The following is a 25108-nucleotide window of genomic DNA, read 5'->3' as shown; positions in this document are numbered from 1 at the left end:
ATATGAGCCGTTTTTTGAGCAAAGCAAGCGAATCACTTCTTCCGTACACACCGGGCGAGCAGCCACAGGGACGGAAATTTATCAAGCTGAACACCAATGAATGCCCGTATCCACCGAGCCCGAAGGTTGCGGAGGCGATTCTGGCGGGGTATGAGGAAAATTCTTCTAAAATTATGCCGCTGGAACTTGCAAATTTACGCCTTTATTCGGATCCGGAAGAGCGCATCCTCATCGAGGCGATCGCCGACCACTACGGCGTGGGAACAAACCAGGTCATCGCGGGCAATGGTTCCGACGAGATTTTAGGTTTTGCATTCCGGGCATTCTGCGACCAGAACGCGCCGCTTCAGTTCGCGGATCTGACGTATGGCTTTTATCCGGCACTCTGCGGGCTCTATGGAATCCCGTTCAAGGTAGTTCCGCTGGAGGAAGATTTTACCTTAAATATCGAACCGTATAAAAATTGCGGAAATAATGTGATCATCGCCAATCCAAACGCTCCGACAGGCATGAACCTGCCGCTTTCTGCGATTGAGGAAGTAGCGGCGTCCAACCCGGACCGCGTTGTGATGGTGGATGAGGCGTATGTGGATTTCGGCGGCGAATCGTGTGTATCATTGCTTCCGAAATACGAAAATCTGGTGATTATCCAGACCTTTTCCAAATCCCGCAGCTTAGCCGGCGCGCGCGTCGGATTTGCGATCGCAAACCCGGAACTTATCGCGGATATGAACCGGATCAAATACAGTTTTAACCCGTATAACGTCAACCGCCTGTCGATTCTGGCTGGCGCGGCGGCGATGCGCGACTGGGACTACACGAAAGAATGTACCGGGCGCATCTGCAAAACGCGTGAAAAAACGACCGAGGCGCTCCGGGCACTTGGATTTACTGTGCTGGATTCGAAGACCAACTTCATTTTTGCCAAGAGCGGCGATATGCCGGGAAAAGTCTATTTTGACGGACTGCGCGAGGCAGGAATCCTGGTAAGACGCTGGGACAGCGAGCGGATCAAAGATTACGTCCGCATTTCCATCGGATCCGAGGAAGAGATGGAAACGTTTGTTGAGGAGACGAAGAAGCTGGTGGAAGCGGCGAGAAGTGCAGTTGTAAGATAGGCTGGAATTCAATAGGTTCACGCATTTACTGTAGGAACCGTATGAAAATGCTGGCAGCATGGTTTTTGTAGATGGGGCAGCTGTGAATAAGAAAGGAAGGCTGGCAGAAATGTCAAGAGAACGCAAGATTTCATTAGAACGAAACACGGCAGAGACGAAAATCAGCCTGTCGATTGATTTAGATGGAACGGGAAAATATCAGGTCGATACGGGCTGCGGATTTTTAAACCATATGCTGGAGCTCTTTGCCAGACATGGACGGTTTGACCTCACATTGAAATGTGACGGAGATACGCAGGTCGATTACCATCATACGACAGAGGACATCGGAATTGCCCTGGGACAGGCAATTTTAGAGGCGCTGGGCGACAAAAAGGGCATCCGCCGCTATGGAAGCTTCCTGCTTCCGATGGATGAAACACTGGTGATGACGGCCCTCGATTTAAGCGGACGCTCCTATCTGGTCATGGATGTGGAGATTCCGACCGAAAAAGTGGGCGATTTTGATACCGAGCTTGTAAAGGAATTTATGATTGCACTGTCCTCCAACAGCCGGATGACGCTGCATTTTAAAATGTTCCACGGCGAAAACAGCCACCATATCATCGAGGCGATGTTCAAGGGACTGGGACGCGCGCTCGGCGAGGCGGTGTCGATTGACGAGAAGTACCGGGACGAGATTCCATCGACAAAAGGGGTATTATGATCTAAGATAAAAGTAAGTATAACAAATCTATTTAATGGGTTTATAATGATTCAGCAGGTTCCTGCGTTGACTGCGGGAACATACATGAATTGATATAGGAGGCTGCAAATGATAACAATTATTGACTACGGCGTGGGAAACCTGTTTTCCCTCAGTTCCTCCCTCAGTTATCTGGGACTGGAAAATAAAGTCAGCCGCGATCCGGAAGATTTAAGAAAAGCGGATCACATCATTTTACCGGGCGTCGGCGCGTATGGCGATGCGATTGCGAAACTGCGCGGATCCGGAATGGCAGAGCCGCTGCTGGATGAAGCAAAAGCAGGCAAACCGATCATGGGAATCTGCCTCGGAATGCAGCTTCTCTTTGATAAAAGCTATGAATACGGCGAGCATCAGGGTCTGGGATTGATTCCGGGCGTGATGGCAGACTTAAAAGAAGACATTCCGGCAAACCTAAAAGTGCCGCACATGGGCTGGAACAGCCTGCATCTGACGGAAAAAGGAAAGAAACATCCACTGTTTAAATACAGCAAAGAGGGCGATTACGTCTACTTTGTCCACAGCTTCTATGGAAAAGATTGTGATGAGAGTCTGCTGGCAACCTCGGAGTACGGCATTCCGGTCACGGCGTCCGCGGCAAATGAAAATGTCATGGGCTGCCAGTTCCATCCGGAGAAGAGCGGGGAAGTGGGACTGCGGATTCTGAAGGCGTTTTCGGAGATATAATTAATAGAAAAACAAGAAAGGTAACTGTTTTTTCAGGCTTGTAGATTGGATTTAAACAGTTATGGAGAGGAAACGGACATGGAGCTATTTCCGGCGATTGATTTGCGGGACGGCAAGGCGGTGCGCCTGGTGCAAGGCGATTATAACCAGATGACAGTATTCAGCGACCGGCCGGAAGAGGTGGCGCTGGGATTCAAGGAGCAGGGCGCGAAAAACCTGCATGTGGTCGATCTGGACGGCGCGAAAGACGCGGCGCTGGCAAATTTTGACACGATAGAGAAGCTGATTAAGACAACGGGATTATTTGTAGAAGTCGGCGGCGGCATCCGCAACGAGGCATCCATCGACAAATACCTGTCGCTCGGAGCCGGACGCGTGATTCTCGGCACGGTGGCGGTCACAAATTATCCATTTGTCGAAGAAATGGTCCGCAAATACGGCGATAAAATTGCAGTCGGTGTGGACGCGAAGGACGGTTTTGTGGCGACTCACGGGTGGCTTGAGACGAGCGAGGTAAGAGGCGTTGACTTCTGCCGCCGCCTGCGCGATACGGGAGTGAAAACGGTCATTTACACCGATATTTCCCGCGATGGAAAGATGCAGGGAACGAACCTGGAGCTTTATAAAGAATTATCGCAGATTGAAGGGCTGGATATCGTGGCGTCCGGTGGAATCAGCAGCCTCAAGGAGATTGAGATCTTGAAAAAAGAGGTGTATGGTGCGATTTTAGGAAAAGCGCTGTATCTGGGTGCGATTGATTTAAAGGAAGCACTGAAATATTCCGTTTAGGAGAAGCGTCGTATAAAAAGCGGAAAAAAAATCATTCGAATCATTCGAATGAATAATCAGAAAAAGAAATCAGGAGGGAACGGCATGATTTCAAAACGTATTATTCCGTGTCTGGATGTAAAGAACGGGCGTGTCGTGAAAGGCGTCAACTTCGAGGGAATCCAGGATGTGGCGGATCCGGTCGAGATGGCAGAATTTTACAACCAGAGTGGCGCGGACGAGCTGGTATTTTATGATATTACGGCAAGTGTAGAAGGAAGAAAAATCTTTACCGACATCCTGACTGAGGCGGCAAAAAGGGTTTTCATCCCGCTGACGGTCGGCGGCGGCATCAGCACGCTGGATGATTTCGACCGCGTTTTAAAATGCGGCGCGGACAAGGTCAGCGTCAACAGCGGCGCGATCAAAAATCCGGAGCTTATTACCGAGGCGGCACACCGCTACGGCGATCAGTGTGTGGTGCTTTCGATGGATGTCAAACGTGTTGGAGACGAATACCACGTATTTAAGCAGGGCGGGCGTGTCGATACAGGCATTGATGCGCTGGAATGGGCAGAATCCGGCGTCAGACGCGGCGCAGGCGAGCTGGTGGTCAACAGTATAGATACGGACGGTGTGAAGCAGGGATTTGATATTCCGATGCTTTTGGAGATCGCGAAGTGTGTCGATGTGCCGATTATTGCATCGGGAGGCGCGGGAAAGAAAGAAGATTTTTTAGACCTCTTCCAGTATCCGCAGATCGACGCGGGACTGGCAGCAAGCATTTTCCATCGGAAAGAAGTGAATATTAAGGAATTGAAACAGTATCTGGCGGAGAATGGGGTGGAGATGCGGTTGATCTAAATCATCCTAAATTGCGAAGGGAGTGAGAAGTTTGAGGGCGGTGCTTTTTCGTGAGAGGGACGGAAAACAGGCATCCAGAAACTTCCGAAAAACGCTTTCGCTCTTGCGCCTACGCAGCGGTGCTAAGTTCGAAAAGACCTCACTAAGCACCGGCGTATGCGATGTTTTCTACAGTTTTTGGATGCCTGTTCTCCTGTGGATCACGAAGGAGAGCGTCGGCGCTGCGCTGACCGTACGAAAACGTGGGCCAGCAGGCAAAAATCCCATTGCCGTAGGCAATTTTAATGGAATTTTGCGCGTGACTGTGAAGGTACTGAACAGTTACGATGTAATTAAAATTTTATGTGGTAAGGCAGGATAAAAATATGAGTGAGAATATCAACGAGATTGCAGGCGTAGAGCCGTCGTTTAAGATTGATGAGTTAAAGTTTAATGAGAAAGGTCTGATTCCGGCGATTGTGCAGGACCATTATAGCAAGAAGGTTCTGATGATGGCTTGGATGAATAGGGAGAGTCTGGAGATCAGCCTTCGGGAGAAGAAAACGTGTTTTTACAGCCGCAGCCGTCAGGAGCTCTGGAGAAAGGGTGAGACGAGCGGGAATGTGCAGCATATTTCCAGTATTTATGCGGACTGCGATAAGGACACCTTGATTGTCGAGGTAGTCAAGGAAGGTCCGGCGTGCCATACGGGCGCGGAGAGCTGCTTCTTTGATCCGGTTTACCAGAACGAGGAGATTACGCCGTTTTCCTATGAGGGACTTTACGACCTCATTATGGGACGTAAGACGAATCCGAAGGAAGGAAGCTACACCACCTACCTGTTCGACAAAGGTCTGGACAAGATTCTGAAAAAGGTCGGCGAGGAATGCACCGAAGTTATCATCGCGGCAGCGAAGAAAGACAAGGACGAAACGATCTACGAGCTGGCAGACCTGTGTTATCATGCCATGGTTCTGATGGCAGACGCGGGCATCAGCGTAGAGGATGTGACGAAAGAGCTGGCGAAGCGGCATGTGGTGGATCATAAGGTGAAGCAGGAGTATATGCGGTAGAAAGCTCTTTTAAGTTTTTGGAGAGTGACGAATATAGTAGAAGGTAAGAATGGGCTATTGCGGATGCAGGTGTTTGCAATAGCCTATTTTTATACGAAAATTATATATATTAAGTGTATGGAATGCCTGGAGAATCAGGTTAAAAATAGGAGTGCAGAAGGAAAAAATGAAATTTGTGAAACAGCAAATGACAACAGATGCTGTTTCGCAAAATATAAGAAAAATAATATGGTCCTTTTTAATGATATGTGCACTCAATTTTAAATTTACAATGTAAAAAACATAGTTTTTACGAGAATGGACGTAAATAAGAATCAAATTTTGAACACATTGAGAATCAAATTAAGTTTAAGTCTTGACGAAGTGGATGGTAGATGCTATACTAGACGTGGATTTAAGGAGGGAGATTCTCAGATGGCACAGTCGGCTGAAAAAAATATAAAGGAAAGAAGTTCACTGTATCCCATGTTTTCTATTAAAGAAATTGTGGATTTCATTAATGAAATTGTAAAAATCGGTGGAAAGCGTGTATCTATCAATACTGTTGCAAGTGTTCTTGGATTTAGCGTGAAGACAAATTCCTTTCGGGCAAAGATTAGTACTGCAAAGCAGTTTGGATTGATTCGAGGTTCAAATGGAGCGGTTGAACTGACAGAACTTGCCAAGCGGATTGTCTATCCGGTTAATGAATTAGATACCAGACGCGCTATCGTAGAAAGCTTTTTATCGGCTCCGCTATATCGTAAGATCGTGGAAAGATATGAAAACCAGGCCCTTCCTAGTCAAGATAAGCTTAGTAATATACTTCTTTTAGAATACAATCTAACGAAAAGCGCTAAGGATATTGCCGCTGCGAAATTCATTGAAAATGCAGAGCAGGTAGGAATACTGAAAAACGGCATTATTCTTTTGGAATCAGATGAGAATGATATTGACTCCTTTGAGGATGAAAGTTCTTCTAAAGATTCTAAAGAGGTTAGTGAAAATAGTACCGCTGAATCCAAAGAGGAAGTTCTGACGTCGATGGAGCCGTCGGCGTATTGTTTTACAATACCAACACTTTCTGGTTCTGTGGCAAAGGTTATCATTCCCCAGAATGTGACCGAAAAAGATTTAGATTTCATCACACTTTACATTGAAAACATGTTACCCACTTTTATTTCCAACTTAAAAGAAGAGTTGGAAAAATAAAAGCAGACCACCCATAGGTGTTCTGCCTCTTGAATCTGTGTTGCAGCACAAATTCTGCCGACGAGTATGCCGGGATACGTATTTACATTTTTAAATGTATCATACTTTGTCGGGGATTTCAAGAGGAACCTTCAAAAAAGGAGGTGACCGCCTTATGGATAAGGAATATGTCTTAGTATATACTCCATATATTACTCGTAAGGGCGTGCGCATCTGGGCTTCACAATATGGCCTCAAGGTGTTCTGCCTGCGAATCCCTCGCGAAAAGTATCGCGGCTAATTGATGATCAAGATTCTATTCCGGCATAGAATCTTGATTTTTTTTGTAATTGAGAGAGACGGATAGAGTAATTATGAAACATAAAATCAATAAAATAACGGAAAAATCACAAAAATGTTGATATAAAAATCAGAAATTTGTATATTATATAAAAAGAAGGTACAAAACATGTTGGTGCAATTTAAAATGAAAAACGTTCTTTCCTTTAAAGAAGAAACGATTTTTGATATGACAGCAATCAGCGCTTATAAAGAGCACCGTCGAACCTGATTGATATAGATACCAAGGAAAAATTCCTGCGGGTAGCAGCTATTTATGGCGCCAATGCCAGCGGAAAGTCCAATTTCGTGTGGGCACTACAGCTTTTTCGGCGGATTGTTTCCCAATCTTTGAACAATGTTGATGACGGAGCTGAGTCCGTACTCAAAAAATGCAGTAAACCATTTTCTTTTGAAGAGAACAAAGGTAATTCAGAATTTGAGATTGTACAGATTCTGCGGGACGAGGAGTATCAGTATGGGTTTGAGTACAATTCTGAGAAGATCGTGATGGAATGGCTGTACAGAAAGAGTTTAAAGACAAACCGTAAAGTGACGATTTTTGAGAGGACGATGCAAAAAGTAAATTTAGGGGTGTCCGTTAGAAAAGAATGTGAAGCTTATAAAGATCAAATTCCACCAGAGACATTATTGTTATCTTTCTTTAATAAGCTCAAGTTAAAAACAGATATTTTTAAAACGGTTTATTCAGGAATTACAGATGTACTGGTTTTTATGTCGGATGACTATGAAGATACAAGGTTTTTAGATGCTCTTTTACCTAAGGTGATTGATGGAAAAAAGGAAAAGTTATTAGAGTTTCTTACCGCAATAGATATTGGAATAAAGGATATTACTTATAAAGAAAAAGAAACGCTGTTTTTTACATTTCATAAAGGGGCGGATGGGGAATTATATCCTTTGAATTTATACGATGAGTCAGAAGGTACAATCAAGAGTATCATGCTTTTTATCCATGCACATATGGCAATTATCAATGATTATGTACTGGTGATGGATGAGCTAAATGTAAAATTACATCCATTGTTGTTAAAATTTTTTATTGATTTATTTTATGATAACAATTCAATGGCTCAGCTGATTTATACTACACATGATACGACATTAATGGATAAAAAATTCTTCCGAAGGGACCAGATTTGGTTTGTACAGAAAGACGAGCTGGGACATTCGGAATTATGTGCGCTTTCGGACTTTAAGGTGCGTTCCGATGCATCATTTGAAAAGGATTATCTGGCGGGGGTATATGGAGGAATTCCATTTCTTAAGGAGTTTTCCTTGAAAGAAGGTGAGTAAGAAGAGTATGTGTCAGCTGTGTAATGGCAACCGCATGGTTTTATAAGGCAGAATTAGTGCGGTATTATGGCAATTTTCTTGTGTTTTCTGTATGGAAATGTTACAATTAAATTGGAGAGCATTTCATTTTACAGTTACAAGGGGGAGTTATTATGAAACGTTTTAAAAAGTTTGGAACCGCGCTTTTATCCTGTATGATGCTGACGGCATCTTTCACAACAGTTTCAAATATGACGATGATTACAGCTGAGGCGCATCAGGGACGAACCGATGCACAAGGCGGTCATCATGACTACAAGAATAAGAGCGGTCTGGGAAGTTATCATTATCATTGTGGCGGCCATGAGGCACATCTTCATCCAAATGGAGTCTGCCCGTATAAGAATGGGGCTGTTTCGAATGGAAATACGTCCAGCCAGACGCAGACTCAGACACAGGCACAGTCCGCAGGTAATCAGAATCAGGTAGCGGAACAGATGAACACGTATCAGCCGGTGTTTGATGCAAATTATTATTATATGAATAATCCAGATTTGCAGTCGGTCATTGGCTTGGATTCGCAAAAGTTATTTGAGCATTTTTATACGTGTGGTATGGTAGAAGGACGCAGAGCATCGGAGAATTTCGATGTCAGTGTATATAAGGCAAATAACCCGGATTTGGCGGCAGTGTTTGGAGACGATTTGAAGGCTTACTATACACATTATGTGCAGAGTGGGCAGTTGGAGAACCGGGTTTGCAAATAAAAATAGGAGATGGAAGAGAAAAGCCATGCGGTTGTGTAATAAAGCCGCATGGCTTTCTATTTTTGCTTTTCTAAAACCAACTTCCGCATCCTTCGTTTCATGGAAGACCAAAACGGGGGCGGGAAAACTGCCCTGTTCTAGAGTTTAGAGAAAGCTGAAAGCATATCTATAAAAGTTAAATGTCCATGTTTCTTTTCAACGTGATACTTTCCAGTATGAAAAACATTTAAAGCATATATGGTTAAACCTATTTTTTTCATGGCATTGGCCTCCGAGGTATTATTTATAAATCTGTAATTTGTAAATGCTAACAAGCCAATTATAGAACTTATGTTCTGTGATGCCGACTGAGTTCGCTATCAGTCCGATATGTATTTCTAAGTAAATATAGAATTTTGCCTTTGTACCCTTTATTTTAAATCAACTCCCGCAAGAAAAAAGCAATCTGCGATCCCCGATTTACCATATACTCCAGCACCGTCTGAGTCTTCAAAGCCAGTTCCACATCGTTCATGAAATCCATGCGATGACGTGATACAAAAAGACCGACGTACTCTTCCATATAATACAAGGTTTGCTGATAAAGCGGTAACCGACAGTCAGGATCACGCGTGACCAGTTTACACATCCAGTCGATTCCGTTCTCAATATAAGGTTCCCGCCCAACGGTATAGAGCAGCCGGGAAATCGCGTAGAACAGGGCTTTGAGACTTCCCGATTTGTTGATAAAATCGTCAAAGAAAGCCGCTTTTCCTTCTGGAAGGAAGGCGCATCGGTGAACGCCGGATCTCCAGGGAGAATTGCCGAATAAATAGCTGATAATCACTTTGTCCAGTCCATAAGGATGGCGGTTATCAAAAGAAACCTGTGGTTTGCTGCTTAATGCAAGAAAGTGAGGTTTCAGTAATTCCCATACATTCCAGAAAGCATCTGTTTTCCCGTTGATATCCTGTATCCGGATGAGCTCGGTGAGCAGATATCCTGAGTTATCATTTCGAGTCAAATCTGCATATTGGAAAAATGCATCGATCAGGTTAGTCTGCTTTGTCTGTTCACAATGGAGCAGAACATCTGCCAGCCAGGAAACATAGTTTATTGTATAGCCAGAAAGCTCCCTGCGTTCGGCGCGTAAATCCCTGTTATCTGTAAAAACAAGTTCCATGACAAGATCTTTCGTTGCGTCCGCGAATTTAAATGCCTCTGCTGCTTGGGGAGAGACCAAGGAAAGAAGTGTGAAAATCGTCATATTCTGGAGCTTGGAAAAATCAAAGTCGGTTATATCAACAGAGTCTTTCGCAAGCGCACAGGCAATTACATCCTCATTCTGTTTGAAAAAGTCATCGCTGGAAAATGACTCATTTTTCAAAAGCGCGTCTTCATATGAATCGGCGAGGAGTGAAAACAGATACAGGAAATGCCACGCAGCATTCTGGCTGTGCGCCCAGATGGTTGACGCGATTCCGTTTACGATACGGCTGTTGTAACTCCAGTCATTCAGTGCCAATTTAAGAAGCAGGCACAGAGGATTTTCGTCATTTATGGCGTTTATATTATCTTCATTGCTTAAAAGAACCAGTCCAACGGCAATCGCATCAATTCCATTTCCAGCCTGAACGATTTCAAAGTGGGAAGCGTGTGCAAATAAATCAGCAATAGAGAAAATGATACATTCGCATAATGTCCGATCTTCATGTGACAATGTTTCCTTAAAATCCCGAAGTAAAACAGCACTGGTGTAAGATGCGATCGCGGTAAAGCGGTGCACGATCCCAGATATATCGTCGGAAGAGAGTTCCTCATTGCGAACTTCAGCGTCCATATATGCCCAGATTTCGTTCAGCTCTGAGCAAATGGTGCGGACATTCTCATACTTTTTATATTCCCGGAATTTAACATCATGGTGGAATTTATAATCGCTCCATAACTGTAAATCCATATATTTCAGATGAGGTTCATAGGCGGCAGCGCTCTTCTGGCTTAATGCTTTCATGTCTTCTGTAAAATCAGGGAGAACCGTACAGAGTGTCTGCCCGTGCTCATTTTCCCGAACATCAACAATTTCCTGATAACGCCGTAAATCCATCCGGTAATAGGCAAATTTGTCATTGGATGACCAGGTATCGATATCGGCAGTCGCTCGGTCAATCGCTTGATAAAGTGTTTGTTTTCGGAAATTGAAGGCTTCTGTTGAAAGACCGCTGGAATTTGTTTGATACGATAAAATAACTTCTTCCAGACGTTTTTTCCTGAAAGGAAGCCGGTTACTCTCCAGCCGTTCTTTTTCAAGAAGATCTTTTCCCGACAACAAAAAGGAAGCGGAGGATTCGGCGGTGAATCGATGTGAATCCAGATGAAACAGCTCTTTTGTGCGAAGAAGCTCGCAGACAATCTCAAATAGTTTATCTGGATAAGCTTCTGCGGCGCTGACGATCACGGAAGTCAACATAACATTGCGGGACTTTTGCAGGATATAGCGGCAATAATTAACAATAATAAGAGTTTCTGAATGCTCGATAACCATAAGAAGCCATTTTTCAAACCCCATCAAGAGACTAATCAGAAGATTTGGACCAACCGAAGTTCCGCGGTACATCTTCCAGAGTCGGTCAGATGCAATTTGTTCTACAGGTATATCGTTTACATAAATAGTAATGTTTGTACATTCCCCATAATCCTCATTTAAAGATGAATGTGCGTAGGAATTACCAGCTTGATTGCAAAAATTAATTAACCAGTCGGTTACGAGGTTTTGCTCGGCTTGCAGCAACGGAATAATTGGTGTTGCATAAGCACTTGCGGTTTGGTACCAAAAGTCCAGATGAGGATTTAAACCGAAATCTTCTTCAATGTCAGGATGTGCGTAATGGGTACGAAGAGTCATATTGGAGCGAACCCACAATTTTGCCATCAGATGAAGCGCGATTTCAGGCATTGCAGCTGGAACCATTCCATAATGATAAATATCCGATACAGCACATTTTGCCAGGTCCATATACATACGGGGAAGAGGAGGATGATTTTCAGCGCCCTTTTTTTCATCTATTACCATTTGAAAAAGGGATTTTAAGGGTTCCTGAATCATCCATGCAGAATTTACCAATACATCCTGCAGCTTTTCTGCCTGCCCTTTTTCAAAGGTATACCGCAGATCCTTGTCATTGGCTATTTTTTGAAACAAAAATACTCCGATTTCTCCCGCCATACGGGTGTTTTCTGATTTGGCATGAGCGAGGTGTTTGGTCCAGGAATCCAGTACCTCAATGATGGTGGAAATCAGGCGTTCATCCCAGAGAATTGTCTCTTTCTGCTCTAACAAAAAAGCAAACAAAGCCTGCCAGGCATAGCCGGACGGTTTGGAAAGGCGAAACGGAATCAGATTTCCAGTACTCCAGTATTGCTCCCAGTTCTCTGCGGCGCGGCAGCAGGTGTTGATTAAAATAGCAAGTTTTCGTAACAGCTCATAGTTGTTTGCAGCCATCTTTTGTGTCAGCTTTTGATAAACTACTTTTAAAGATTCCGTGCTGATAACCGTTAAGAGAATCTCATTTTTCCATATCTGATCTACCTGTTCGCAGTCGAGAAGGTGGAAAATAAGCTCTTGATGCGTTGGAACAGCGGCAAAATCAGCCAGCCATCCGCGAAATAGCTTTCGGATGCGGAGAGAAGGGTGGAAATCGGCAAAAAACTGCTCATTCAGGGTACCATGCCGGTAGCGTTCAGTAAAAATATGACCGACAACCAACTCTTCAAATACATCATGGCTGTGCAAATATCTTCTGGCATCGTCGCTTTGGAACAGCACGCCGCTTTTCTCCAGTTCAGAAAGTGCCTCGGAATCATCCGCTGCGAGAATCTCATGATAATAAATCTCATTTCGAAGCATTTTCGTGGTCAAAGAAATAAGGGCCGTTTCTCTTCTGGTTGGCAGATTGTCCTTTCGCTTCCGGTTGTTACGGATGATATCATTCCAGATCTTTTCCTCAAATGCCTCACGGTTCAAAGAACGCATCGATTCATCCTCGAGGTTTTCCAGAGCCAGATATAAGCCCAGATAGAAAGGCGCACAGAGCAGATCCAGCAGCCGCTTGTCCTGTGGCAGCTGAAAACCATAGGTATGGGATAAAGTGGACAGCTTATCAGAGTCAACCGGTTCGACATGATAGGTCTGAACCTTGCTGCCGTGTAATAGGGAGTTTTGAAAAGAATCCCGGTACGCGGTTCGGAGTGTCAGAATGATTTTCCATCCAGCGGTCATAAAGCGGTTCAGGATATCCTCAAACGTTTCCTGATATTCACAAACAAAAAACTTTTCGGCTGCATCGATATAGAGCACACGTGTGTCAGCCATTTTGTATACAGCGATCACTTCATCCAAATTTAATTCGCCATAACGCGTCAAAAAATTTAGAATATCATTCACATCCAGATCGGTGCTTTTAAAGGCAAGGAACGCGCAGTCACCTGTAAGTTCATTTGTAAGCTGTTTTACCAGAGCCGATTTTCCGGAACCGGCAGCTCCGTCAATGAGCAAAACGGACATAGCTGAATTTAGAAACGATCTAAGGTTCAGCTGTGTATGTTCCAGCGTAATATCGTTTTCTTTGTATCTTACACTGGTGTGAATATGATCAAATATTTCTTTTTTGTGTTTTTCAAGATTTTCACAGCAGGTCTGTACGGCAGAGTCCACCTGAAAAAACACATTGCGGCAAATGGTAAGCTGCTTATCCTGCATCAGCTGCGCTTCCAGGTTGCTGGGAACCCGCCAGACAAGCTCAATGCCAAGCTCTTCAGCGACTGCTTCCACTTTTTTCTGATAGGAGGGCATGATATCGTCCTTTTTAGAACTGGGAGAAAACTCACGGCTGATATAAAAATAAAGCGTTGTAATACCTGGATATCTCTGTACGGCTCCCTTGACAGCACCGATCAGTTCCTGTTCTTTGGAAGACATGGTAACACTGTCCGCATAGTATTTCGACTGGAAACCAATATAGCGATCGCCCACATGAATGGGATTTGTCTCAATATGGGGCTGGTTGAAGTAGCGGAAAATACCGTAGGGCTGCTGGAACTCATGGCAGAAGAGGTAGTATGTGAGAGATTCGAAGGCGTGTTGGGGATTGGTGGAGTATTTGTAGTTAAATGCGGTCCAGTTAACGGGAGTTTGTGGGATCATGGGTGGGGCCTCCTTTGGGTGGTGTGATAAGGGTATTGTAGCATAGGGGGGAGGGAAAGGGGAATGGGAAAAGCGGAGATTTGATGGAGTTATTGAAGGAATCAATGATTATGTGGATTTTCAAACAAGTAATATTGCGGATGTAGAAAAAGAATTTCATTGTGCAGTTGACGATTACCTTATATTTTGCAGTGAAGTTGGAAAGGAACCGGAAAGGGAATATAAAGGCACTTTTAATGTCAGGATTAAGCCAGAATTACATAAAAAACTGGCTTTTAAAGCGTTAGAAGATGGCGATTCTTTAAATAAAGCGGTAGAAAACGCAATTGCTGTTTATTTATCGGATGGCAGAGCAAATGATATAAATAAAGATATAAAAGAACTTGTGAAAATGAGATAAAAGAAAGCAATATTAATAATGCACAAAAATACCCAAACAAGATTATAGACTTTAAAAATTCTACTAGCATAAAGAAGGGATAGAAATGACAATGTTTAATGAAATACTTTACTGGAAATTGTTCTATTTCGCTAGAAAATGTTAAGTATGAAAAGATAAATGAATTTGAGGGAAATGTTACTTTAGAAATTAAAGATGATTTTAAAATCAAAAAAATACCATAAATTCAAGTGCTGTAGAACTTATTATATCGCGAAAACTATCATTTATACCCAGAGCACTTGTTGATATTACGGTTTCATTTGGAGTTGGTTTAGAATTAAATGAAAAGTACAAAGGAGACAATACCCCAGATGAAGATATGCTTAAAAACGAATTGCTTACTGAAGATAATTTAATTACATCAATAGTAATGAGCCGAATCTCTCTTCTTATATCGCAATTGACATCTTCATATGGTGAACGTCCAATTGTTACGCCACCTTCATTTATATTAGAAGAATAAATAAAAATGCAGGTGGCAGTATCTTAAATAGAACTACTATAATGCAGTGGCTAAAAACTCGTTTTGTAAGCTTGAGAGTATGAAATGGTCCTATGTCAAGATTTAGTACAAGTTAAAATGAGAAATTTCTCCCCATTTTAACCTGCCAGAAGCTCAGCCTCAGTATAGACCCCTTTTTTTATACAGTCTGTTTTGCAAAACATTAGTTGTTTTTACTTGCACTCTTGATTTTTACTTTCTGCTCTATTTGTTCTTCAATTTTTTGATGTGTTAGATCAATTTCATCTTCTTTTGTATAAAATGAAACAAGCTCTTTTTGGTCATCATGGCCTTCTTTCCAAAATTGAGCTACCCCACTATATGTTCTGCCTTTGCTGTTATATTTTGGATCGTTATATGTAAAATAATATTTTTCGTTATTAATAAAACAACTATATACTTCCATTTCTTACCTCCGATTCTTGTTTTAAGCATATATAGCGATTGGAATAATAATTGCAGATGGTCCGGGAATTTCAAATTGTACATCTGGTAAATTGAATTGTTTAAATTCATCGCTATTAAAAATAGATGCAAAAGCATCTAGGCTATTTTTATCGAAAAGATATAAGGAAGTTTTTCTTAACAGGTTTATATTTTCCTTGGGCGTTTTGCAAACCTTTATGACCTTTCCTAAAATTTTGAATTTACCTCCGATTATCTCTGAAATATTGTCATTTGACAAATATTGTTTTTGTGCAGATAAAACCAAGGTGCCTTCGGTGTTTTTTATTATAAAATCGATTGTTCCAGAATGAGTCAATTCCTGCAAAAATAAATTCATTTGTTGTACTAACGCATTATTAGCATTCTCTTCTTTTGGTAGTGTTTTTTGTTCTTCTGAGAAAATATCACTTAAGTTGATTACATTGATAAACTTTTCTAAAAGATCTATTAAAGGATTTTTTTGAAGTTCGCCTTCAATTTCTATGAAGTCTCCGCTTTCTATTTTGGATATATCAAGTTTTTCGCTAGAAGTACACGATAAAAGTTGATTTTTTATCAGTTCCGAACGAAATTTTGAGAACAGTGATACATTTGTATGCACTTTTTCAAGCTTTGTTTGCGTTTCTTCAGAGGAATTCTTTCCTTTTTCAAATCGCCCATTGATTTGAATTTTAAGTAATTTGTCTAAAATTGCTCTTGTTGAAATACCGCCGCTTAGCATTGTATTAGAAGTGTTGGAGCTTTGACTGGATGAATTGACTTCGCTTATCATGGAGAACCCATCTTCAATAATTGCGAGCATGTCTAATACTGTTTTTTCGTTTAGATAAATGGGAATTATTAATTGTTCTTTTAAAAAATCATCTTTCATTCTCTGTACTCTCCTTTATATGTGCTTTATAAAAATTTAGAATTGGCATTTCATTTATTTGTTCCATCTTTTCAATGGGAATATAGGAATGGTGCCTATAATATTCAACAAGATTTTCCCAGCCGTTATGTAAATTCATTAAATGTTGAGCTCCTTTTTCTGTAAATGCAATAGAGTAATAGCATTTTTGAAGTGCCTTCTTTTGTAATACAATGTGTTCGTATCTAGTGACAATATCACTTCCGCTGATAAGGATGTCTATAGTATCTTGGTTAAATTCGTGAAATTTTCCAATCCAATAAAAATAATGAATAAATGAGTAATACATTCTGATTCCAGGATGTGGATGATCGTATTCATCAATATCCTTGGTCAAATATTCATCGAAGTTTCGACCAGTTTTTTCGGCAAATATGCGGAAGCAGAGATAATTAGTTATAAACATTAAGTCAAAGGAGGCAAGATTTATTTTGGTATCATCACTCCAAGATTGTAAAAATAAGATTGTTTGTATTGATGCAGCAAAAGAGTCTGCATCATATTCTTTCAGCTGTGTAAGCCAGTTTTGACATTTTCTTTCTTCACTATTAGTGTCAGTAGTGATTCTTAATAATTCTTCAATATAGTGCCCGTTCTTTTTCCCCGTAAGATGACCATGGACAATATGGCCGAATTCATGTGCTACAGTAAAATTAAGCATATAAAAATATAGGAAATTTATATAATGAGATTTTTTGTTCTCACTTAGGTGAAATATTAAAGATAAATTTTCTTGATTGATAAAATTATTAGCCTCTTCCCAAAATGCTGATAATAAGCCGATAGATAGCGCTATATAATGCTTTTGATTATAGTGACAAGAAAACGCATTGACCGCGGTATCGTCATATATCCATAAAGAAATATTCATTTTATGATAAGTGTTGCTTGAGACCCAGGTGGGTAATCCTTTGCGGAGCTGCTTTAATGCCGTGTTTGCTGGCTTTGATACCAGGTAAAAATCTTCAACGTATTCATATAGTTTAATGGCAGTACCATTGGCACAAATAGAAGTTTTTTTCATGTGATTTGTCATACCCTCATATTGAACATTGTATTATCTTATTGGGAGCCATAAATCGTTTATAGCCGTTTCTATTTTATGTGATTTCTCATCATAAAATCAAGTTAAATATTTTTACACATCTTAGAGAGGAGAATGACGTTCATTATGAGTTATGCCTTTGAATTTAAAATATATCAAATAAGATATAAAGAAGAGCCTTTCCCCGGGAGATCTCCTCATCATATGCTCGCGTATATTTGCCCAATGATGAGAAAAATATACTGTATGACGCCGCCAATCGTAGCGAAAAATTCTTACCAATATTCGAACAATTACAAAAGCAACCATATACTTACCTCAAAAGCAATTGTGTCCCCTTGCTTCTTAAGAATTTCCTAACCTTTCCTTCCCATAAACTTCTATTGAATCCCTACCCAAAGTAGCGTATAATAAACTAGAATATGCATGTCCAATCGAAGGACAAAGGCAAAACGAAAGACTAGGGATGGGCAATTACAATGAATGTGAATGTAATACTAGAGAAATACCTGCCGCATAGTAAGCGGGCGCGGATGCTGATTTTGATGGTGGTGGATGCGCTGGCGGTGTGTGTGGCGTCCTTTTTGGGACTGTTTGTGCGGTTTGACATGAACGTAGGAAGAATCCCGGCGGAGTATATAGGACCGGTTGCGGCGTATCTTCCTTTATATATAGCAGCGACATTGATTATCTTCTTCCTGTTCCGCCTGTACGCGATCATGTGGAGTGTGGCGGGTATCCGGGAGGCACTGCGGATCGTAGGAGCATGTGCTTTGACAACGCTGGTGCAGATGGCGGGAATGGTGCTTCTGGAGCACCGTGTTCCGCGAAGCTTTTATATCATTTGTTTTGTAGCCCTGACTTGTATGGAATTGGGCATCCGCCTGTCCTATCGTATTTTGACGACGGTGGTGCCACAAAATATTGGCGACAGCTCCATTGAGCGTAGAATCATGATCGCAGGTGCCGGAAGCTCCGGTGCGGTGATTTTAAAGGAAATGACCAGCAGCCAGTACCTGAAAGATAAGGTGGTCTGCTTTGTCGATGATAACCCGAATAAAAAAGGTAAATTTTTAAATGGTGTGCCGATCGTGGGAGATCGAAATGACATCCCGGAGATGGTGGAAAAATACCATATCGATGAAATTTATATTGCGATGCCGTCTGCTTCGGCGAAAGACCGCAAGGAGATCATTGAGATCTGCCGTAAGACAGACTGCAAGATTAAGACACTTCCGGGCATCTATCAGCTGTTAAATGGAGAAGTAGGCGTCTCCAAGCTTCGTGAAGTAGAGATCGAAGATCTGCTTGGCCGCGATCCGATCCGCGTCAATCTGGATGAGATCATGGGATACGTGAGCGGCAAGGTGGTACTGGTTACCGGAGGTGGTGGCTCCATCGGAAGCGAGCTCTGCCGTCAGATTGCCGGACATAATCCCAAACAGCTGATTATCGTGGATATCTATGAGAACAATGCCTACGATATCCAGATGGAACTGCGGGAGAAATATCCGGATCTGAATCTGGAGGTATTGATTGCATCTGTGCGAAATACACACCGTATCGATACTATTTTTGAAAAATACAGACCGGAAATCGTATACCATGCAGCGGCGCATAAGCACGTACCATTGATGGAAGACAGCCCGAATGAGGCGATCAAGAACAATGTATTTGGTACATATAAGACAGCGAAAGCAGCGGACAAATACGGTACAAAACGTTTTGTCCTGATTTCCACCGATAAAGCGGTCAACCCGACCAACATCATGGGCGCTTCCAAGCGTATGTGTGAAATGGTCATTCAGATGATGAACGCGAAATCCAAGACCGATTTCGTGGCAGTACGTTTTGGAAATGTACTTGGCAGTAATGGTTCTGTCATTCCACTTTTCAAGAGACAGATCGCAGAAGGCGGTCCAGTAACAGTTACACATCCGGATATCATTCGTTACTTTATGACGATTCCAGAAGCAGTATCGCTGGTGCTTCAGGCGGGGGCGTATGCAAAAGGCGGCGAGATCTTCGTATTGGATATGGGAGAACCAGTTAAGATTCTCGATTTGGCAAAGAACCTGATTCGTCTGTCTGGTTATAAAGTGGACGAGGATATCAAGATTGAGTTCACAGGACTTCGCCCGGGTGAGAAATTATATGAAGAACTTCTGATGAATGAGGAAGGACTTCAGGATACACCGAATAAGCTGATTCATATTGGAAAACCGATTGACTTTGATATGGATTATTTTGCGCATCAGCTGGATGAACTGTATGAGATTGCAAATAGGGATTCGGATAATATCAAAGAAGTTGTGAGAATGATTGTTCCGACGTATGTGAGACCAGAAGAGGTTAATGAGAACTAGAACGGGGCGTAAATTTATAGATCCAAGAAGACAAGGTCTTTGGGAGAAAATAATATGCAGAAGATAGATTTAAAAGGAAAAACCGTTCTTGTGACAGGTGCTGCTGGATTTATCGGTTCGAACCTGGTGCGGGAATTGTTTAAAACGATTGAAAATATCAAGATTGTCGGCATTGACAATTTGAATGATTATTATGATGTGTCAATCAAAGAGTGGAGATTAAGGAAAATTGAAAAGATGAATGGACAGTGGACATTCATCAAAGTCGATATCTCTGACAAGGCTGCGGTTGATGCCATTTTTGCGGAATATAAACCGGCGGTTGTGGTAAATCTGGCAGCGCAGGCGGGCGTGCGCTACAGTATCACGAATCCAGATGCATACATCCAGTCCAACTTGATTGGATTTTACAATATCCTGGAGGCGTGCCGCCATTCCTATGACAACGGGAAAAGCGGCGTGGAACACCTGGTATATGCGTCCAGTTCATCCGTTTACGGAACTAATAAAAAAGTTCCGTACAGCACGGATGACAAGGTAGATAATCCAGTCAGCCTGTATGCAGCCACCAAGAAGAGCAATGAGCTGATGGCGCACGCATACTGCAAGCTGTACAATATCCCAGCGACGGGACTCCGCTTCTTTACGGTATATGGTCCGGCTGGAAGACCAGATATGGCATATTTTGGATTTACCAATAAGCTGCTAAAAGACGAGACCATCCAGATCTTCAATTACGGCAACTGTAAACGCGATTTTACCTATGTAGATGATATCGTCGAGGGGGTAAAACGTGTGATGCAGGGGGCACCGGAGCGGAAAAATGGAGAAGATGGTCTACCGGTTCCGCCGTATGCCGTATACAATATCGGAAATCAGAATCCAGAAAATCTGCTGGATTTTGTGGATATTTTGCAGCAGGAACTGATTCGTGCGGGGGTACTCCCGGAAGATTATGACTTTGAAAAGCATAAGAAATTAGTGCCGATGCAGCCGGGCGATGTGCCGGTTACGTATGCGGATACGGAACCGCTGGAGCGCGATTATGGATTCAAACCGAGTACACCGCTTCGAGAGGGACTTCGGAAATTTGCTGAGTGGTATAAAGAATTTTACGCAGTATAAGGATGGAAATACGATATGAACAGAAAAATAGCAGTAGCGGGAACGGGCTATGTCGGATTATCTCTGGCTGTATTGCTGGCTCAGAAGAATCAGGTGACAGCGGTGGATATTATCCCGGAAAAAGTAGAACTCATCAATCGTAAAAAAAGTCCGATCCAGGATGAATATATCGAAAAATATCTGGCAGAAAAAGACTTAAATCTAATAGCCACAACAGATGGTGCATTAGCGTATAAAGATGTCGAATTTGTCATCATAGCAGCACCGACCAATTATGACAGTAAGAAAAATTTCTTTGATACCTCTGCGGTAGAATCGGTAATTGAATTAGTGATGAAAGTAAATCCGAAAGCGATCATGGTAATCAAGAGTACGATTCCGGTCGGATATACCGAGTCAGTCAGAAAGAAATATAACACGGATAAGATTATCTTCAGCCCGGAATTTTTGCGGGAATCTAAGGCGCTGTATGATAATCTGTATCCAAGCCGGATCATCGTAAGCTGCGACGAAGACACTCGTGAAAAGGCAGAGATCTTTGCACATTTGTTACAGGAAGGCGCGATCAAAGAGAATATCGATACGCTTTTTATGGGATTTACAGAGGCAGAGGCAGTCAAACTTTTTGCCAATACATACCTGGCACTCCGGGTTTCTTATTTTAATGAACTCGATACTTATGCGGAGATGAAAGGGTTAAACACACAGGATATTATCAATGGTGTGTGTCTGGATCCGAGAATTGGAAACCATTATAATAACCCGTCCTTTGGATACGGCGGATATTGTCTGCCGAAGGACACGAAGCAGCTGCTGGCCAATTATGCCGATGTTCCGCAGAATATGATGTCTGCGATCGTAGAGAGCAACCGGACTAGAAAGGATTTTATCGCGGATCGCGTACTGGAACTTGCAGGCGGATATGAGGCAAATGATGCGTGGAATAAAGGAAAAGAAAAAGAGGTAGTTGTAGGCGTTTACCGTCTGACAATGAAGAGCAATTCCGATAATTTCCGCCAGAGCAGTATTCAGGGCGTTATGAAGCGTGTGAAAGCAAAAGGCGCAACGGTTATTATCTATGAGCCGACGCTGGAAGACGGTGATACCTTCTTTGGCAGTAAAGTAGTGAATGATCTGGATAAATTTAAGGCGATGAGCCAGTCGATCATTGCAAACCGGTATGATAAGTGCCTGGATGATGTCCGGGAGAAAGTTTATACCAGAGATCTTTATGGAAGAGATTAAACAATAAATAATCAACGGGGAGATAGTAAATATGGCATTTAAAAACGATGGAAGATTTGAAAAGTTCCCGAAGAAAGTATGGCTTGCAAGCCCTACGATGCACAAAGAAGAGTGGGAGTATATGAATGAAGCATATACAACTAACTGGATGTCAACGGTGGGCGAAAATATCAATGAGGTAGAAAAGATAGCGGCTAAAAAAGCAGGTGTATCTTATGCGGTAGGTCTTTCTTCCTGTACGGCAGCACTTCATCTGTGTGTAAAGTTGGCGGGAGAAAGACTGTATGGAAAACCTCCGGTTGGCTGCGGAGCTGTGCAGGGACGCAGAGTTTTCTGTTCAGATGTCACATTTGCAGCGACTCTCAATCCGGTTGTTTATGAGGGCGGCATCCCGGTTTTTATTGATACGGAACATGAGTCCTGGAATATGGATCCGGTAGCGCTTGAAAAAGCATTTGAGATGTATCCGGAAGTCAAATTGGTAGTCAGTGCGGAACTCTACGGTTTCCCAGGAAGAATGGATGAGATTAAGAAAATCTGTGAAAAACACGGCGCCCTCCTGATTGAAGATGCCGCAGAAGCCATGGGTGCAACCATCGATGGCAGACAGTGTGGTTCTTTTGGAGACTACTCTGCGGTAAGTTATAATGGTAATAAAATCATCACAGGAAGCAGTGGAGGCTGTCTGTTGACCAATAGTTTGGAAGATGCCAATAAGGTTCGGAAATGGTCCACGCAGGCACGTGAAAATGCCGCGTGGTATCAGCATGAAGAGGTTGGCTATAACTATCGTATGAGTAATGTGATTGCCGGTGTAGTCAGAGGACAGTATGGTTATCTGGAAGAGCATATCGGTGCGAAAAAGATGGTCTATGAGAGATATGCAGAAGGATTAAAGGGACTTCCGGTTAAGATGAATCCGATTACAGATGGCACAGAGCCAAATTATTGGCTGAGCGCGATGATCATTGATGAAGATGCGATGTGTAAACAGGTGCGTGGAGAGTGTGATGCACTTTATATTGCGGAAGCGGGGAAGAGTTGTCCAACCGAGATTTTGGAGGCAATTACAGGTATTAACGCAGAAGGACGGCCAATCTGGAAGCCAATGCATCTGCAGCCGATGTATCGGATGAATGAGTGTATTGGGCGAAATGGCAGCATGAGAGCCAGAACCAATGCATATATCGCGGGTGGGGTATCGGATGTGGGTGCTGATATTTTTGCCAGAGGTGTCTGCTTGCCGAGTGATAACAAGATGACGGCAGAAGAACAGGAGCGGATCATTGCGGTCATCCGGGCGTGCTTTGAGTAGTAAAAATAGGAATGAAAGGTATTAAAATATAGAGGAGAATGCTGTGTCTAAGAAAAAATTGATGGGGAGTTTGCTTGCGGGGGCAACTGTATCAACAGCGCTAGCTGCTTATATGATGAAAAAGAAAGCAAAGAAAACTACATATGAAGCGGTTCCTATAGAGGGGATTGAACCCAGGAAAATGGGAATTTACGAGAAATACGTGAAACGAGCGATGGATGTTATTTGCGCAACAGGTGCAATCGTAGTATTTAGTCCCCTTTATCTTGGAGTTGCAGCTCTTGTAAAAATGAAACTGGGTTCACCGGTTTTATTCGTTCAGGAACGTCCGGGACTTATTGGTCCCGACGGGAAAGAAACGATTTTTAAAATGTATAAGTTTCGAACCATGACGGATGAGAAAGATGAGAATGGAGAACTGCTTCCAGATGATGTAAGACTTACCAAATTTGGTGCATGGCTTAGAAATACTAGCTTAGATGAACTTCCAGAAGTCTTCAATATCCTTAATGGAACAATGTCTATTGTGGGACCAAGACCTCAGCTTGTAAGAGACATGACATTTATGACGGAAGAACAGAGAAGGCGTCATACGGCAAAACCAGGATTAAGTGGCCTGGCGCAGGTGAATGGTCGAAATGCGATTAGTTGGGAAGAAAAACTTAGCTGGGATTTAAAATATATTGAGAAAGTTAGTTTCTCTGGAGATATAAAAATTATAGCGGAGACTGTAAAAAAGGCATTCATAAAGCAAGAAGGAATTACGCAGGATGATATGGCAACAGCAGAGGATTTTGGGGATTATTTGTTAAGAACAGAAAAGATAAATAAAGAAGAATATCAAAAGAAACAGGAACAAGCGCAAAAGATTCTGAATGGCAGAGATAGTAAAGAACATAAATTTGAAGAAAAGTATTCTGTCCTAATGTCGCTTTATAAAAAAGAAGATGCTGGAAATTTTAAAACTTCAATTAATAGTATGATAGATCAAACATTGCCACCAGATGAAATTGTTTTAGTAGAGGATGGAGCATTAACGAAAGAACTTTATGATGCAGTGAATGAAATAAAAAAGGCACATCCAGGATTGATTACATCGGTTATTAATAAGCAAAATATGGGATTGGGAATTTCTCTTCAGCGGGGAACTGAGATGGCACGCAATGAGATAATTGCTAGAATGGATACGGATGATATTGCTAACATTGAACGATGTGAGAAACAATTAAAATTTTTAAATGAACATAAAGATGTTTCGATTGTTGGTGGTCAAATCGAAGAATTTATTGGTGATGTTTCTAATGTGGTTGGAAGACGAGAGGTGCCACTAACAGATGAAGAATTAAAAAGATACATTCGAAAACGTTGCCCATTTAATCATATGACTGTGATGTTTAGAAAGTCAGATATTTTGGATGTTGGAAATTATCAAGATTGGTTTTGGAATGAAGATTATTATCTTTGGATTCGTTTGCTTTTGTTTGGAAAAAAATTTGCAAATTTGCCAGATACATTGGTAAAAGTACGTACAGGAAATGAAGTTTATCAAAGAAGAGGCGGAGTAAAGTATTTTGTGAGTGAATGGAAAATTCAAAAATTAATGTTGGATAATTATGTTATTGGATATTTTAGATATTTTGTGAATGTTGGAGAAAGAATGGTTTTGCAACTTTTAATGCCGAATTGGCTTCGAGGAGTTATATTTAGAAAGTTTGCGAGGAAATAG

21 protein-coding genes are annotated in these 25108 nt (G+C 42.1%); 16 read left to right on the top strand and 5 right to left on the bottom strand.

Annotation, left to right across the window (positions count from 1 at the left end; all coding sequences use genetic code 11):
- The first annotated feature begins 2 nt into the window (after window positions 1–2).
- From hisC to PG862_RS02180, 10 genes are all read left to right on the top strand, one after another.
- Entirely contained in the window at window positions 3–1118 is a 1116-nt protein-coding gene (hisC, locus tag PG862_RS02225; RefSeq protein ID WP_118626958.1) for a histidinol-phosphate transaminase, read from the top strand.
- 109 nt (window positions 1119–1227) lie between these two features.
- Entirely contained in the window at window positions 1228–1824 is a 597-nt protein-coding gene (gene hisB, locus PG862_RS02220; protein ID WP_118493391.1) for an imidazoleglycerol-phosphate dehydratase HisB, read from the top strand.
- 108 nt (window positions 1825–1932) lie between these two features.
- Entirely contained in the window at window positions 1933–2550 is a 618-nt protein-coding gene (gene hisH, locus PG862_RS02215; protein ID WP_022360499.1) for an imidazole glycerol phosphate synthase subunit HisH, read from the top strand.
- 78 nt (window positions 2551–2628) lie between these two features.
- Window positions 2629–3339, top strand: a complete 711-nt coding sequence (gene hisA, locus PG862_RS02210; RefSeq protein ID WP_118628380.1) for a 1-(5-phosphoribosyl)-5-[(5-phosphoribosylamino)methylideneamino]imidazole-4-carboxamide isomerase — start codon at window positions 2629–2631, stop codon at window positions 3337–3339.
- Window positions 3340–3423: 84 nt separating this feature from the next.
- On the top strand, window positions 3424–4182 hold the full coding sequence (hisF, locus tag PG862_RS02205) for an imidazole glycerol phosphate synthase subunit HisF (protein WP_118628381.1): 759 nt from the start codon (window positions 3424–3426) through the stop codon (window positions 4180–4182).
- A gap of 365 nt (window positions 4183–4547) precedes the next feature.
- Window positions 4548–5234 (top strand): bifunctional phosphoribosyl-AMP cyclohydrolase/phosphoribosyl-ATP diphosphatase HisIE, encoded by a 687-nt coding sequence (hisIE, locus tag PG862_RS02200; RefSeq protein ID WP_118628383.1) that lies wholly within the window; start codon window positions 4548–4550, stop codon window positions 5232–5234.
- 414 nt (window positions 5235–5648) lie between these two features.
- Complete coding sequence (locus tag PG862_RS02195; RefSeq protein WP_118628385.1) at window positions 5649–6425, top strand: hypothetical protein; 777 nt, start codon at window positions 5649–5651, stop codon at window positions 6423–6425.
- A gap of 154 nt (window positions 6426–6579) precedes the next feature.
- Window positions 6580–6705 (top strand): hypothetical protein, encoded by a 126-nt coding sequence (locus PG862_RS02190; protein ID WP_270224331.1) that lies wholly within the window; start codon window positions 6580–6582, stop codon window positions 6703–6705.
- A 266-nt stretch (window positions 6706–6971) separates the two neighbouring features.
- Window positions 6972–8060 carry an AAA family ATPase gene (locus tag PG862_RS02185; RefSeq protein WP_333563183.1) on the top strand — a complete coding sequence of 363 codons (1089 nt, stop codon included), beginning with the start codon at window positions 6972–6974 and terminating at the stop codon, window positions 8058–8060.
- Between the two features lie 152 nt (window positions 8061–8212).
- On the top strand, window positions 8213–8806 hold the full coding sequence (locus PG862_RS02180) for a YHYH domain-containing protein (RefSeq protein ID WP_117796562.1): 594 nt from the start codon (window positions 8213–8215) through the stop codon (window positions 8804–8806).
- A 137-nt stretch (window positions 8807–8943) separates the two neighbouring features.
- Here the strand turns inward: PG862_RS02180 and PG862_RS02175 are convergent, their stop codons facing one another.
- Together PG862_RS02175 and PG862_RS02170 are read right to left on the bottom strand one after the other, a co-directional pair.
- Window positions 8944–9066, bottom strand: a complete 123-nt coding sequence (locus PG862_RS02175) for a hypothetical protein (protein ID WP_270706339.1) — start codon at window positions 9064–9066, stop codon at window positions 8944–8946.
- A gap of 155 nt (window positions 9067–9221) precedes the next feature.
- Window positions 9222–14090: an NACHT domain-containing protein gene (locus tag PG862_RS02170; protein ID WP_270706337.1), complete on the bottom strand. Its 4869-nt coding sequence runs from the start codon at window positions 14088–14090 to the stop codon at window positions 9222–9224.
- A gap of 7 nt (window positions 14091–14097) precedes the next feature.
- Between PG862_RS02170 and PG862_RS02165 the strand changes: the two genes are divergently transcribed.
- The gene (locus PG862_RS02165) at window positions 14098–14385 is read left to right on the top strand and encodes a type II toxin-antitoxin system HicB family antitoxin (RefSeq protein ID WP_270706335.1); all 288 of its coding nucleotides are present in this window, start codon (window positions 14098–14100) and stop codon (window positions 14383–14385) included.
- 707 nt (window positions 14386–15092) lie between these two features.
- Here PG862_RS02165 and PG862_RS02160 read toward each other — a convergent pair.
- Genes PG862_RS02160 through PG862_RS02150 form a run of 3 tightly spaced genes read right to left on the bottom strand, consistent with a single transcriptional unit; the run spans window position 15093 to window position 17310 of the window.
- Window positions 15093–15335, bottom strand: coding sequence for a hypothetical protein (locus tag PG862_RS02160; protein ID WP_270706333.1), 243 nt, complete (start codon window positions 15333–15335; stop codon window positions 15093–15095).
- Between the two features lie 21 nt (window positions 15336–15356).
- A complete protein-coding gene (locus PG862_RS02155) occupies window positions 15357–16247 on the bottom strand; it encodes a DUF6414 family protein (protein WP_270706331.1) in 891 nt (296 codons plus the stop codon).
- Window positions 16237–17310: a hypothetical protein gene (locus PG862_RS02150; RefSeq protein WP_270706330.1), complete on the bottom strand. Its 1074-nt coding sequence runs from the start codon at window positions 17308–17310 to the stop codon at window positions 16237–16239. The genes PG862_RS02155 and PG862_RS02150 overlap by 11 nt, the downstream gene beginning before the upstream one ends.
- 500 nt (window positions 17311–17810) lie before the next feature.
- Here PG862_RS02150 and PG862_RS02145 point away from each other — a divergent pair, with 500 nt between their 5' ends.
- The 5 genes from PG862_RS02145 to PG862_RS02125 are packed head-to-tail and all read left to right on the top strand — an operon-like array spanning window position 17811 to window position 25108.
- A complete protein-coding gene (locus PG862_RS02145) occupies window positions 17811–19697 on the top strand; it encodes a polysaccharide biosynthesis protein (RefSeq protein WP_270706328.1) in 1887 nt (628 codons plus the stop codon).
- Window positions 19698–19751: 54 nt separating this feature from the next.
- Window positions 19752–20822, top strand: a complete 1071-nt coding sequence (locus PG862_RS02140; RefSeq protein ID WP_270706326.1) for an NAD-dependent epimerase/dehydratase family protein — start codon at window positions 19752–19754, stop codon at window positions 20820–20822.
- Between the two features lie 15 nt (window positions 20823–20837).
- On the top strand, window positions 20838–22067 hold the full coding sequence (locus PG862_RS02135; RefSeq protein WP_270706324.1) for a nucleotide sugar dehydrogenase: 1230 nt from the start codon (window positions 20838–20840) through the stop codon (window positions 22065–22067).
- A gap of 31 nt (window positions 22068–22098) precedes the next feature.
- Entirely contained in the window at window positions 22099–23382 is a 1284-nt protein-coding gene (locus PG862_RS02130; RefSeq protein WP_270706322.1) for a DegT/DnrJ/EryC1/StrS family aminotransferase, read from the top strand.
- Window positions 23383–23425: 43 nt separating this feature from the next.
- Window positions 23426–25108, top strand: a complete 1683-nt coding sequence (locus PG862_RS02125) for a sugar transferase (protein ID WP_270706321.1) — start codon at window positions 23426–23428, stop codon at window positions 25106–25108.

This window comes from Clostridium fessum, from assembly GCF_027698965.1.
In the GTDB taxonomy this organism is placed as follows: domain Bacteria; phylum Bacillota; class Clostridia; order Lachnospirales; family Lachnospiraceae; genus Otoolea; species Otoolea fessa.
The sequence above is the reverse complement of the archived record's forward strand: the minus strand, read 5'-3'. Positions and strand labels throughout refer to the sequence as shown.

Coding starts and splice junctions, on each gene's coding strand:
- PG862_RS02135 (WP_270706324.1), top strand. CDS start 20,838: ATGAACAGAAAAATAGCAGTAGCGGGAACGGGCTATGTCGGATTATCT.
- PG862_RS02175 (WP_270706339.1), bottom strand. CDS start 9,066: ATGAAAAAAATAGGTTTAACCATATATGCTTTAAATGTTTTTCATACT.
- PG862_RS02180 (WP_117796562.1), top strand. CDS start 8,213: ATGAAACGTTTTAAAAAGTTTGGAACCGCGCTTTTATCCTGTATGATG.
- hisB (WP_118493391.1), top strand. CDS start 1,228: ATGTCAAGAGAACGCAAGATTTCATTAGAACGAAACACGGCAGAGACG.
- PG862_RS02145 (WP_270706328.1), top strand. CDS start 17,811: ATGAATGTGAATGTAATACTAGAGAAATACCTGCCGCATAGTAAGCGG.
- PG862_RS02190 (WP_270224331.1), top strand. CDS start 6,580: ATGGATAAGGAATATGTCTTAGTATATACTCCATATATTACTCGTAAG.
- hisF (WP_118628381.1), top strand. CDS start 3,424: ATGATTTCAAAACGTATTATTCCGTGTCTGGATGTAAAGAACGGGCGT.
- hisIE (WP_118628383.1), top strand. CDS start 4,548: ATGAGTGAGAATATCAACGAGATTGCAGGCGTAGAGCCGTCGTTTAAG.
- PG862_RS02150 (WP_270706330.1), bottom strand. CDS start 17,310: ATGAAAAAAACTTCTATTTGTGCCAATGGTACTGCCATTAAACTATAT.
- hisA (WP_118628380.1), top strand. CDS start 2,629: ATGGAGCTATTTCCGGCGATTGATTTGCGGGACGGCAAGGCGGTGCGC.
- hisH (WP_022360499.1), top strand. CDS start 1,933: ATGATAACAATTATTGACTACGGCGTGGGAAACCTGTTTTCCCTCAGT.
- hisC (WP_118626958.1), top strand. CDS start 3: ATGAGCCGTTTTTTGAGCAAAGCAAGCGAATCACTTCTTCCGTACACA.
- PG862_RS02130 (WP_270706322.1), top strand. CDS start 22,099: ATGGCATTTAAAAACGATGGAAGATTTGAAAAGTTCCCGAAGAAAGTA.
- PG862_RS02140 (WP_270706326.1), top strand. CDS start 19,752: ATGCAGAAGATAGATTTAAAAGGAAAAACCGTTCTTGTGACAGGTGCT.
- PG862_RS02160 (WP_270706333.1), bottom strand. CDS start 15,335: ATGGAAGTATATAGTTGTTTTATTAATAACGAAAAATATTATTTTACA.
- PG862_RS02155 (WP_270706331.1), bottom strand. CDS start 16,247: ATGAAAGATGATTTTTTAAAAGAACAATTAATAATTCCCATTTATCTA.
- PG862_RS02195 (WP_118628385.1), top strand. CDS start 5,649: ATGGCACAGTCGGCTGAAAAAAATATAAAGGAAAGAAGTTCACTGTAT.